The following is an 11,799-nucleotide window of genomic DNA, read 5'->3' as shown; positions in this document are numbered from 1 at the left end:
GATCAAGGCCGGGGTCTACCAGGAACTGGACAAGTCCCGCTTGCCCAACTGGAAGAACCTCAACCCGGTGCTGCTGAAAAACGCCTCCGCCAGCGACCCGGACAACGCCCATGCCTTCCCCTACATGTGGGGTTCGATCGGCATCGGCTACAACCCGGACAAGGTCAAGGCGGCCCTGGGCGCCGACGCCCCGACCAACTCCTGGGACCTGCTGTTCAAGCCGGAGAACGCCGAGAAGCTCAAGGCCTGCGGCATCAGCTTCCTCGACTCGCCCACCGAGATGCTCCCCGCCGCCCTGCACTACCTGGGCTACCCGGTGACCAGCAAGGACAAAGCGCAGATCCTCGAAGCCGAAGCCCTGTTCATGAAGATCCGTCCTTCGGTGACCTACTTCCACTCCTCCAAATACATCTCGGACCTGGCCAACGGCAACATCTGCGTGGCCGTGGGTTATTCCGGCGACGTGCTGCAGGCCCGTTCCCGCGCCGAAGAGGCCGGCAACAAGGAGAAGGTCGCGTTCAGCATTCCCAAGGAAGGCGCCGGCAGCTTCTACGACATGATGGCCATCCCCAAGGACGCCACCAACGTCGACAACGCCTACCTGTTCATGAATTTCCTGATGCGCGCGGACATCATCGCCGAGGTCACCAACAGCCTGGGCTACAGCAACGCCAACGCGGCGGCCACGCCGCTGGTGGACGAAGCGATCCGCAACGACCCGGCGTCCTACCCGCCCCAGGCCGTACTGGCCACCCTCTACGCAGTACCGGACCAGCCGATCGCCATCCAGCGCGTGATGAACCGCGGCTGGACAAGGATCAAGCTGGGCAAATGACTCAAGCTGCCCGCCGCTGGCGGGCACCGCTCGCCTTTTTCCGTTCACGTCGCGCCTTACCACCGCGACACTCCTGCGAACGGCTTCACCCGGCTCCCTCGGTTGGGGTGAATCCTTGGCGCCTTCGGGCGCCTTTTTTGCTTTCCCTATCGCCGCCGCAGGCTGCAAACACCTGGGGCAACAGAGAGGCCTGCGCCCCCTTTTCGCAACCTCGCTGACGCGTGGCAGTGGCTACTGCGCGATCGACTCCGCTGGCTTTTGCTGCCAGGGGGCGAATATCAGCAGGCTGAACACTGCCAGCCCCCAGACACTCAAGCCGCCGTACAGCATGACCCAGCCAAAGCCATGGACCAGGGCCGCCTGCGGCGTACCTTGCGCCAGCCACGGCAAAGCTTCCAAAGAGCCGCTGCCAGAGGCAATCTGCTGCACCCAACCCCGCAGTTGCCCGGCATCCAGCGCCCCACTCAGGTGACGCCGCAGGTAGGCGCCCACCCCCGCCACCAGGATCAAGCCCATCAAGGCAATGTTCAGCGCCAGGGAAATCATCCGCGCACTCATGTCGATCCCCGAGGCCATGCCGGCCTGATCGACGGGCACCGACCCGGTGGTGGTATTGGTCACCGGCGTATTGCAGATGCCCAGACCGATCCCTGCCAGCAGCGCGCCGGGGAGCATGAGCACACCGCTGCTGACGGCCCACTGGCTGGCACCAAACATCGCCACAAAGCCCAGGCCGATGCCGGACAACCCCAGAGGAATCACCCAACCGGCCTCGAAACGCAGGGCCAGGCGTTCACCCACGGGCGGCAGGATCAGGGTCGGCAAGGTATAGGCCAGCAGCGCCAGTCCGCTGTGCAGGCTGTCGTAGCCCAAGACGCCGTGGAAGTAGATCGGCAGGTAGATCATGAACGGCCAGAAGCTGAAATTCATACCCATGGAACCCAGCAACGCCCCGGAAAACCGGCGGTTCCTGAATACCCCCAGCTCGAACATCGGTTGTTGGCTGCGGCGCTCGGCACGGATAAAGGCAGCGAAGCAGCCCAGGGTCGCAAGCACCACGGCCAGGGCGCTGAAGCGGCTCAGGGTCGGGCCCTGGGTCAGCACAAAGGTCAGGCCGAACACCGCCAGCGACAGCAGCACGATGCCGGCGCTATCGAGTTTGCCGGCCCGTGCCTGACGAGCCTCCTCGACCCCGGCCACGGCAAGCCCCAGGGTCAGCAGCGCCAGCGGCCCGTGCACCAGGAAAATCCACGGCCAGCTGGACAGCGACAGGATCGCTCCGCCAATGATCGGCCCGAACCCCAGGCCAATGCCGAACACCACGCCCCACGCGGCGAAGGCCCGGCTGCGCTCACGGCCCTGACGAAACTGCTGGGACAGGATCGCCACCTGGGTGATCAGCATCGCGCCCCCGGCCAGGCCTTGAAGGGCCCGGCTGGCGATCAGCGTCGTCATGTTCTGGGCCAGACCACAGAGCAGCGAGGCCAGGCCGAAGGCGACGATGCTGAGGACAAACACCCGCTTGCGGCCAAAGCGATCGGCCAGGGCGCCGGTGGCCATCAGCACCACGGTGCAGGCGATGGTGTAGGCATTCATGATCCATTGCAGGTCGGTAAAGCGGCCCTGCAGACGGTCTTCCAAGGCCGGGAGAATCACCGGCACGCTGGAGATTTCCAGGCCGAACATCAGCGCGGCCAGGCAGACCGCCGCCAGGGCCAGGGTGTTGCGTAAAGAAGGTTGAGGCATCGAGGGTTGTCCGCAAGTGGTGTCGCCACCCGTCCAGGGGCGACTGAGGGGGCAAGTCTGGGCAACGCCACTCAATGACGGAAATGATTAGATTTTGTAGGATTGAGCAATTTCCATCATGAATGGCAGCCTGCCTTGAACATCGATCCCACCCTGCTGCGGGCCCTGGTCGCAGTCCATGAATGTGCCGGCTTCACCCGCGCCGGCAAGCGCCTGAACCTGACCCAGTCGGCCGTCAGCCATCAGATCCGCCGCCTGGAAGAGCAACTGGGCCGGCCCCTGCTGCTGCGCACCACCCGGCGCCTGAGCCTGACCGAAGACGGCCAGGAAGTGCTGCAGCACGCGCAACAGATCCTCGCCTCCCTGGACGCCCTGGCCCGGCGCTTCCAGCCGTCGCGGCTGAGTGGCGTGGTGCGCTTCGGGGTGCCCGAGACCTTTATGGGCGAGCGCCTGCCGCCACTGCTCTGCGAGTTTTTCCGAGCCTTTCCCGAGGTGCGCCTGGACGTCAGCGTTGGCACCTACCTGGACCTGCGCCAGATGCTCAAGGCCGGGGAACTGGACCTGGCTGTGGTGCTCTCGGAGCCGGGGCGGCGCGACAGCGGCACCGTGCTGCGCAGCGCCCGGTTCGTCTGGGTCGCCGCCGAGCACTTCGACCTGGCCCCGGGCGCCTCGCTGCCCCTGGCCCTGGCGCCGGCCCCCTGCGTCAATCGGCAGATCGGCCTTGATGCCCTGGGCGAAAGCGCCACCGGTTGGCATGTGGCGTTCAGCTCGCCAAGCCAGGAAGGCATTCGCACGGCAGTGCTCGCCGGTCTCGGAGTCACCGTGCAGATGGCTAGCGACCTGCGCCCGGGCCTGCGCATCGTCGATGGAGAATACGGCCTGCCGGGGTTGCCTGGAGCGCGTTTCCTGCTGGCCTGGAGCAGCGGCGAAAAGACGGCGGCGGCCCAGGAGTTCGGTCAGTTGCTGCTACAGAACGCCGAGCCGGCCGCCAGGGGGGAAAAAGCCGCGGTCCGCCAGCAGGCTTAAGTGGCAAGCAGCCATTGCGTTGGCGGAATTCAGTCCGCGTGCCACCGAATTCCGCCGTTCAATGGTCGGCACAGGTCCCTTCGACCTGCTTGCAACTTCGTGCGTGTTTTTGCTGATTCCGGCCCGAGCAGTGCGGATAACCACCGAATCCTTGCGTGCCGCCACCTGGCAATGGCAACCCTCGCCCAGCGGCAACTGGCCGCTACACAACAGCAAGTTCCTCGCCTCAGGAAGTGGTATTTTTTGCGACTTCTGGCGTGACTGACCGGCATGAAGCCAAAGCCGCCAACTTTCAGGGAGCTGCACCGATGAAGTCCGCCGTACACCCTTGCCCGTTGCCCCATGACTCCAGCATCGCGGCCCTGGCCCCGGGCGCGACCTTCATCGATTGCCGCCGCACCCTGGCGACCGACGCCGAACGCAGCGCCATGCGCCACCTGCTGAACCTGATGAGCCAGACCCCGGCCTGGATCGACCGCCTGATGGGCCTGCGCAACCGCGTGGTGCAGCTGTTTGGCCTCAAGGACCTGGGGCGCCTGACCCGCATCGACCTGGCGCGCCCCGACGAGGATTACCAGCCCGGCGACCGGGTCGGCATCTTCACCCTGATCTCCCAGAGCCCCGACGAAGTACTGGTGGTGGACCGCGACAAGCATCTGGACGTGCACCTGTCCCTCAACCGCCAGCCGCTGAACGCCGAGGGCCGGCGCCCGGTGGTGCTGTCCACCGTGGTCCACCCGCATAACGGCCTGGGGCGCCTGTACATGCTGCCGGTGGCCCCCTTCCACCGAATCATCGCGCCCATGACCCTGGCCACTATCAATAACCGCTGAGCCTTCATCCCCCCAAGGATCTTGCCGTGCACACACCCGATTTCGATGTTGTAGTCATAGGCCTGGGCGCCATGGGCGCCGCCACTCTCTATCAACTGGCCAAGCGCGGGGTGAAGGTGGCGGGCATCGACCGCTTCGCCCCGCCCCACGATCTGGGCTCCAGCCACGGCGACACCCGTATCACCCGCCAGGCGGTGGGTGAAGGTGCGGCCTATGTGCCCCTGGCGATCCGTTCGCAGCAGATCTGGCGCGAGCTGGAAGGCGAACTGGACGTGCAGCTGTTCGAGCAGTGTGGGGTGCTGGTGATGACCGCCAGCACCGACCCACAGCGGCCGGCGGACGCCCGGGATTTCACCGACAACAGCATCGAGCTGGCCCGACGCTATGGCATCGAGCACCAGGTGCTGGACGCCAACGAGATCCGTCGACGCTTCCCGCAGTTCGCGCCACTGGATGACAGCGCCCGGGGCTACTTCGAACCCGGCGGCGGTTTTGTCCGCCCGGAACGCTGCATCGACTCGCAACTGACCCGAGCCCGGCAACTGGGTGCGACCCTGATCACCGGCCAGACGGTGCTGGAGCTCAAGCCCTCTGCCGAGGGGGTGGAGATCATCAGCGCCGGTTCGCGGATCAGCGCCCGGCAAGTCATCGTCAGCGCCGGCATGTGGTCGGCGCAACTGCTGGGGGCACCCTTCGATTCGCTGCTACAGGTCTGTCGCCAGCAGTTGTACTGGTTCCGCCTCGATGAGCCGCAACACTACCCGACGCGTTCGCCGAGCTTCATCCTCCATAGCGCCGACGATGTCGACACCTGCTACGGCTTCCCGCCGATTCCCGGCGAAGGCAGCGTGAAGATCGCCACGGAGCAGTACAGCGCCAGCAGCCAGCCGGACAGCCTCGACCGCCAGCCCAGCCATGCCGATGCCCAGCGCCTGTTCCGCGACCTGGTGGCGCCGCATATGGCCGGGCTGGCGCCGGAACTGGTGAAGGCCAGCGTCTGTGCCTACACCGTGACCCCGGATTCGGGCTTCATCATCGACCGCCATCCGCGCCTGGCCAATGTCACCGTGGTCAGCGCCTGCTCCGGCCATGGTTTCAAGCATTCGGCGGCGATTGGCGAAGCCCTGGCCCAATGGCACGTGGACGGGCGCAGCGAAATCGACCTGGGCAGTTTTTCCCTGCAGCGCTTCAACTGACGGCAACGGCCTCTTTATCGAGGCCGTGATGAAAAAAATTCCCGGGCTGACGTTTTTCGCCGTTTATCTGCCGTTTTCAGCCTTGCCGGTTGGCCCAGTCTCTACGATTCTTTAGAAACCCCCTCAGGGCGGCGCATCGCCGCCCCACGTAGAACCATCGGAGCGCCCCATGAAGAGCGTCGCAGAACTGCTGAAACTCAAGGCCAAGCACAACCAGCAAGTGCACACCATCGCCCCGCACCAGATGGTGCTGGAGGCGCTGATGCTGATGGCCGAGAAAAACGTCGGCGCCTTGCCTGTCATGGAGAATGGCGCGGTGGTCGGGGTCATCAGCGAGCGTGACTATGCGCGCAAACTGGTGCTCCACGGGCGCTCCTCGGTGGGCACGCCAGTGAGTGCCATCATGAGTTCGCCGGTGATTACCGTGGACTCGCACCAGAGCGTGGAAACCTGCATGAGCATCATGACCGACAGCCACCTGCGCCACCTGCCGGTGGTGGAAAACGGCCAGTTGCTGGGCTTGCTGTCCATTGGCGACCTGGTCAAGGAAGCCATTGCCGAACAGGCCGACCTGATCCGCCAGCTGGAGCAGTACATCCGCGGCGAATAACTCTGCAAGCCTTGCACCGCCCCAACCGGCGCCTTCGCTGGCAAGCCAGCTCCTACATAAGCCCAGCCCCCCGTAGGAGCCGGCTTGCCGGCGAAGAGCCCCTTGAACCCTGCACCGCCTTCGCTGGCAAGCCAGCTCCTACATAAGCCCAGCCCCCGTAGGAGCCGGCTTGCCGGCGAAGAGGCCCTTGAGCCCTGCACCGCCCTCGCGACCGCCTTCGCTGGCAAGCCAGCGCCTGCAACAGCGCGGCGCCATCAACTTGGAGCAGGTCCAGCGGTGCTGGTTTTTCACACTCTGAAATAGTAAATCCCGCCACGGACGGTTCCGACCCTACCCGCCGCCAGACGCCTGAGCACGGGCCCTCAGCCCAATCTAAAGAACACCCAGGCCAATTCGCAGCTCGGCGAAAACTGAATTTCCCCCACGAATAAGAAACGTCTTACCTGCAGCTCTTGTTAACATTGAGCACTTTTGCGTGACGATTTAATGACAGGCAGGTTATTTGTGAAGTTGATCCGTCGTTGCCTACAACACCCCCTCGCTCCCCTGTGCGCCTTGTTCGGCCTGCTGTTGCTGGTGCCGATGGGCGCCCGCCTGGCCCTGGGCTGGTCCAATCCGCTGGGTTACCTGTCCGACCTGGCCAGCGCCAGCCTGCTGACCCTGCTCTTGTACCGCCGCCCCTGGTGGCTGGCGCTGCCGGTGCTGCTGGTCTGGGCACTCTTGACCCTGGTCAGCGCCGAGCTGGTGAGCGCGGTGGGCCGCATGCCCAACCTCGCCGATCTGCACTATCTGGTGGACCCGCAATTTGTCGGCAATTCCACCGGCGGCGGCCTGACCCACCCTGAGCTGGGGCTGACCCTGCTGCTGGGGCTGGTGCTGTGGCTGGTGGTCCAGCGCAGCAGTCGCGCAGTGAAGGCCCCGGCACTGCCACGCACACTCTGGATTCTGCCGCTGGGCTTGTTCCTGGCCCACGGCGCCACCCAGTACCTGAAACCCAGCGAAGCCGACCAGTGGCAGCTGTTCAACCTGCCCCACCAGGCCCTGGCCACCGCCACCGGCCAGGCGCAGATGCAGGTCGAAGACTGGCTGCAAGGCGATGTCGCCGATGTCCCCCCGCCCATGGCCGGCCTGACCCGTCTCGACCTTGAAGGCCAGCCGCTGCTGCCCAGCGCCGGCCGCGCGCGCAACGTGCTGCTGATCACCCTGGAAGGCATTCCCGGGGCCTATATCCGCACCAACCGCGAGGCCCTGAACAGCCGCTACCGGGAAGACCTGATGCCCAAGCTCAGCGCCTGGGCCGAACGCGGCATGAATACCCCGGACTACGTGCTGCACAGCCACCAGACCATTCGCGGCCTGTACGCCATGCTCTGCGGCGATTACGACAAGCTCGACAACGGCACCCCCAAGGGCGTCGAGATGCTCACCCAGAACCAGCGCAACCAGGCCTGCCTGCCGGCGCAGATGCACAAGTTCGGCTTCAACACCCACTACCTGCAGGGCGCCGGCCTGCGCTTCATGGCCAAGGACAAGATCATGCCGCACATCGGCTTCGATTCGACCCACGGCCTGGATTGGTTCAAGAACGACAACTACCTGGAGTTCCCCTGGGGCAAGGACGACAAGGCGTTCTTCGAAGGCGCACTGACCTACGTCGATCAGTTGAAGAAGAAAAAGCAGCCATGGATGCTCACCCTGCTCACCGTCGGCACCCACCAGCCCTACTCCGCGCCCGAGGACTACCTGGAGCGCTACGAGACGCCCAAGCAGGCGGCGGTCGGCTACCTGGACGACGCCATCGACCAGTTCCTCACGGGGCTGGAACGCAAGGGCGTGCTCAAGGACACCCTGGTGATCATCACCTCCGATGAATCCCACGGCATCGACGGCGTGCGTCTGGCCTCGTCCTGGGGCTTCAACCTGATGCTGGCCCCGGACCAGGACCTGCTGCCTCATCTCAAGTCCGGGACCTACGGCCACGTCGACCTCAGCGCCTCGGTGCTGGACTACTTCGGCCTGCCGGTACCCGCCAGCCTCAGCGGCCGCTCGCTGTTTCGCGACTACGCCCAGGGCCGGGAAATCATGTCTTACACCAACGGCAAGCTGCGCTACCACGACGGCCAGGGCACCTTCACCGAATGTGATTTCCAGCAACGCTGCCGCTACTACGCCAGCCCCGGTTTCATCGCCGACAGCGCCAGTCTGCAGGGTCAGTACGGCGGCCTGCGGGCCCGGCAGATCAGTGCCCGGGCCACGCATCTGGATCGCAGCCTGCTGCAATCGCCGCTGAACCAGCACTATCAGTTCGGCAGCCCGGCGATCATCCCGCTGCAGGCACAGATCAAGGATGACTGGGCCGACAACCTGATCGGCGCCCAGTACCTTGAAATGCCCAAGGGCTCCCAGACCCGGGTGCGCTTCACCGTGCGCTCCGCCGACCCGCAGCAGAACGCCTACATCCTGCTCAAGGGCAAGGAACTGGAACGGGACGTGCCCCTGGGCTTGCCGGAAGAAATGCTGGTAACGCCTGACCAGCCGCTGCAGATGGACTTCAGCTTCGACAACCCGGAAACCCGCAAGGCGTTCTCCTTCCACCTCCTGGGCTACGGCCTGGGCGCGGTGGAAGTCAGCGATTTCAGCGTGATCACCGAGTTGCCGGGGCAACCTGAAAGCGTCGATCCCGAGGACGATAGCAACGCCCACTCCAGCTGAACCCTGCCAAACCTCGAGCCTCGCCCTTTCGGGCGACGCTCGATATGCCCCTCTGCAAACCCCGCAAAAATATTTTGCTGTACGTGAAACTTTTTTTGCGCAGAAAAAGTCGGACCGTTGATGTCATTTAAGCATCATTGAGCTATCACGCTGCGTCTTCGAGGCACGGCCTTGTGAAGCATTCAGTCAACGGTTTAGGAGCGGTCCTTCCTATGTTTTCCAATCTGAGCATTTCGCAAAAGCTCTATGCCGGTTTCGGCGTCGTCCTGCTGATCCTCCTGCTGCTGGTGCTGGCGGCCCTGCGCGGCTTCGATCAGGTCAGCAGCAGTGTCAAAAGCAACATCCACAGTTACGAAGTGCTGAGCCAGTCCGACGCCCTGCTGCGCAGCCTGATCAATATCGAGACCGGCATGCGCGGTTATGCCCTGACCGGCCGCGACAGTTTCCTCGAACCTCTGGAACAAGGCGAAAAAGCCTTTACCGACTACTACGCCCGGATCAAGAGCAGCACCGCCGACAACCCCGAACAGCAGGCGCGCCTGGAACGACTCAAGGTCCTGCACGACCAGTGGCTGCACGACGACGTCCAGGGCAACCTGGCCCTGCGCCGGGTGATCAACGCCGGGAGCCAGCCTGCAGAAGCCATGGCCGCGCAGATCAGCGCCGGCCGCGACAAAGCCAAGATGGACGCCATGCGCCAGCTCACCAGTGAGTTGCGCGAAGCGGAAAAAAGCCTGCAGGACGCCCGCAGCCAGGCCATGGACGCTGCCAAGTCTTCAGCCCTGGCGATCCTGATCGGCGGCGGCTTGCTGGCGGCGGTGCTGGCCATGCTCGTTGCCTGGTCGCTGTCCAGCAATCTGGTCGGACGTATCCGCCAGGCCGTGGAGGTGGCCAAGGCCATCGCCGCCGGCCGTCTCGACAGCAGCATCAGCGCCACGGGCCGCGATGAAGTGAGCAACCTGCTGCAAGCCTTCGCCGCCATGCAGGAGCGCCTGCGGACCATGATCAGTCAGATCAAGCTGGGGGCCGACCAGTTGGTCAGCGCCTCCCAGAGCATTTCCAGTGCCTCGTTGCAGCTCTCGGCCTCGGCCCAGGAACAGTCCCACTCGGCCTCCTCCATGGCCGCCACGGTGGAAGAGCTGACGGTGAGCATCAACCATGTGGCGGACAACGCCGGGGATGCCCACGCCCTGTCCAGCGAGTCCGGGCGTCAGTCCGAGGAAGGCGGCAGCGTGATCCAGGACACCCTGGGCAGCATGCGCCTGATCGCCGAGACCGTGCAGGCTTCGGCCAGCCAGATCGGCGAACTGGGCCAGCACGCCGAGCAGATCTCCAGCATTGTCAGTGTGATCAAGGGCATCGCCGAGCAGACCAACCTGCTGGCCCTCAATGCGGCCATCGAAGCCGCCCGGGCCGGCGAGCAAGGCCGTGGCTTTGCCGTGGTCGCCGATGAAGTGCGCCTGCTGGCCCAGCGCACGGCCAATTCGACCCAGGAGATCACCGAGATGGTCGACAAGATCCAGCTGGGTACCCGGGAAGCGGTGAGCAGCATGGACGTCGGGGTCAATCAGGTGAAGAGCGGCGTCGAACTGGCCCAGCAGGCCGGCGAGGCCATCGTCAATATCCGCACCTCCTCCGGCAATGTGGTGCAGGTGGTGGACCAGATCTCCCTGGCCCTGCGGGAACAGACCGCCGCCAGCCAGGATGTGGCGCGCAACGTCGAACGCATCGCCCAGATGTCCCAGCAGAACAGTCAGGCGGTGGAGGAAACCACCGAGACGGCCCGCTCCCTGCAGCAACTGGCGCAGAACCTGGAGCAGCAGGTGAACGTGTTCAGGCTCTAGGGCTGGCCGGCTGAAGGGCCCGGGCACGCACCAGCATCAGGCTCAGCCCCGCCCCCAGCAGCAGGACCGCAATCAGCATCAGCCAGGCGCTGGCAAAACCCGCCGCGCCCTGTTGCACGACGCCGAACAGCACCGGCCCGAGGGCAAACCCGGCGAAGAAGCCCGCCGAAAGTAGGCCCGAGGCCGAGGCTGGGCTGCCAAAGGCCGGATCGCGCAGCAGCATGCTCATGGCGATGGCATTGGTGGCCACGGCGGTCAGGCCCATGCCCAGGGCGCCGAACCACAAGGGCCAGTGCGCCTGGGGCGTGGCCTGGGCAGTCACCGCCAGGGTCAGGCTGGCGAGGAGTAATAACGTCAGCAGCAACCAGGATTCCTCGGCCATACGTGCCGCCAATGGCGTCAGCAGGGTCCGGGCCAGGATGCCCATGACCCCGAACCCGGCGACCATGGCCCCGGTCTCGCCGACCGCCACCCCTTGCCGGGCCGCGAATACCCCAAGAAAGGTCACGAAGGACGAGAGCACCAGGCCGACACACAACTGCACGCTCAGCAACAGCGTCAGCCGTGAGTTCGGCCGGGGAATCTTCAGGCTCATGGTCTTGCCCGCTGCGCTGCCCGGCGCCACCTTTGACCCCCACAGGGCCAGCAGCAAGGTCGGCAGGAGCAGGCAGGCCAGCGCTGCGCGCCAGCCCAGAGACCCGGCCAGGGTGGGCAGCAACAGGCCGGCCACCAACGCGGACAACTGCACCCCGGACTGTTTCAGCCCCACCACCGCCGCCTTGCTGCGGTCCTCGACACACTCAGCCACCAGCAGGTTGGTCACCGGGTTGGCCAGGGCTTGGGCCACTCCGCAGACCGCCAGGGCCAGCAGCACCCCGGCAAATCCCGGCAAGCCGACCAGCAAGCCATACCCCGCCAGGGTCGCCCAGAACAGCAAGGCCAGGGCCCGCCGGGTGCCGAGCCGGTTCACCAGCGGCCCCGCCCACAGCGACAGCCA

The 11,799-nt window shown here is 65.2% G+C and carries 9 protein-coding genes; 7 read left to right on the top strand and 2 right to left on the bottom strand.

Annotated features, from left to right (window positions below; genetic code table 11):
* Positions 1–835, top strand: an 835-nt coding sequence (locus BLX41_RS08530) for an extracellular solute-binding protein (RefSeq protein WP_259744560.1), incomplete at its 5' end; no start/stop codon positions are given.
* A gap of 231 nt (positions 836–1,066) precedes the next feature.
* Here BLX41_RS08530 and BLX41_RS08525 read toward each other — a convergent pair.
* Positions 1,067–2,581, bottom strand: coding sequence for an MFS transporter (locus BLX41_RS08525; protein ID WP_123724514.1), 1,515 nt, complete (start codon positions 2,579–2,581; stop codon positions 1,067–1,069).
* A 135-nt stretch (positions 2,582–2,716) separates the two neighbouring features.
* On the opposite strand from BLX41_RS08525, the gene BLX41_RS08520 reads away from it, so the two are divergent.
* The 6 genes from BLX41_RS08520 to BLX41_RS37540 all read left to right on the top strand — a co-directional run bounded on the left by BLX41_RS08520 (position 2,717) and on the right by BLX41_RS37540 (position 10,802).
* Entirely contained in the window at positions 2,717–3,607 is an 891-nt protein-coding gene (locus BLX41_RS08520) for a LysR family transcriptional regulator (RefSeq protein ID WP_123724612.1), read from the top strand.
* 308 nt (positions 3,608–3,915) lie between these two features.
* A complete protein-coding gene (locus tag BLX41_RS08515) occupies positions 3,916–4,440 on the top strand; it encodes a DUF2867 domain-containing protein (protein ID WP_123724513.1) in 525 nt (174 codons plus the stop codon).
* Between the two features lie 26 nt (positions 4,441–4,466).
* Positions 4,467–5,636, top strand: a complete 1,170-nt coding sequence (gene solA, locus BLX41_RS08510; RefSeq protein WP_123724512.1) for an N-methyl-L-tryptophan oxidase — start codon at positions 4,467–4,469, stop codon at positions 5,634–5,636.
* 169 nt (positions 5,637–5,805) lie between these two features.
* Complete coding sequence (locus BLX41_RS08505; RefSeq protein ID WP_123724511.1) at positions 5,806–6,246, top strand: CBS domain-containing protein; 441 nt, start codon at positions 5,806–5,808, stop codon at positions 6,244–6,246.
* 486 nt (positions 6,247–6,732) lie between these two features.
* Positions 6,733–8,958 (top strand): LTA synthase family protein, encoded by a 2,226-nt coding sequence (locus BLX41_RS08495; protein ID WP_123724509.1) that lies wholly within the window; start codon positions 6,733–6,735, stop codon positions 8,956–8,958.
* Between the two features lie 212 nt (positions 8,959–9,170).
* The gene (locus tag BLX41_RS37540; RefSeq protein WP_123724508.1) at positions 9,171–10,802 is read left to right on the top strand and encodes a methyl-accepting chemotaxis protein; all 1,632 of its coding nucleotides are present in this window, start codon (positions 9,171–9,173) and stop codon (positions 10,800–10,802) included.
* Here BLX41_RS37540 and BLX41_RS08485 read toward each other — a convergent pair.
* A partial coding sequence (locus tag BLX41_RS08485) for an MFS transporter (RefSeq protein WP_259744558.1) occupies positions 10,792–11,799 on the bottom strand: 1,008 nt, incomplete at its 5' end. The two genes, BLX41_RS37540 and BLX41_RS08485, sit on opposite strands and share 11 nt — an antisense overlap.

This window comes from Pseudomonas protegens (assembly GCF_003732485.1).
Classification (GTDB): domain Bacteria; phylum Pseudomonadota; class Gammaproteobacteria; order Pseudomonadales; family Pseudomonadaceae; genus Aquipseudomonas; species Aquipseudomonas protegens_B.
Note: the sequence above shows the minus strand (reverse complement) of the source record. Positions and strands in the feature narration are given on the sequence as shown.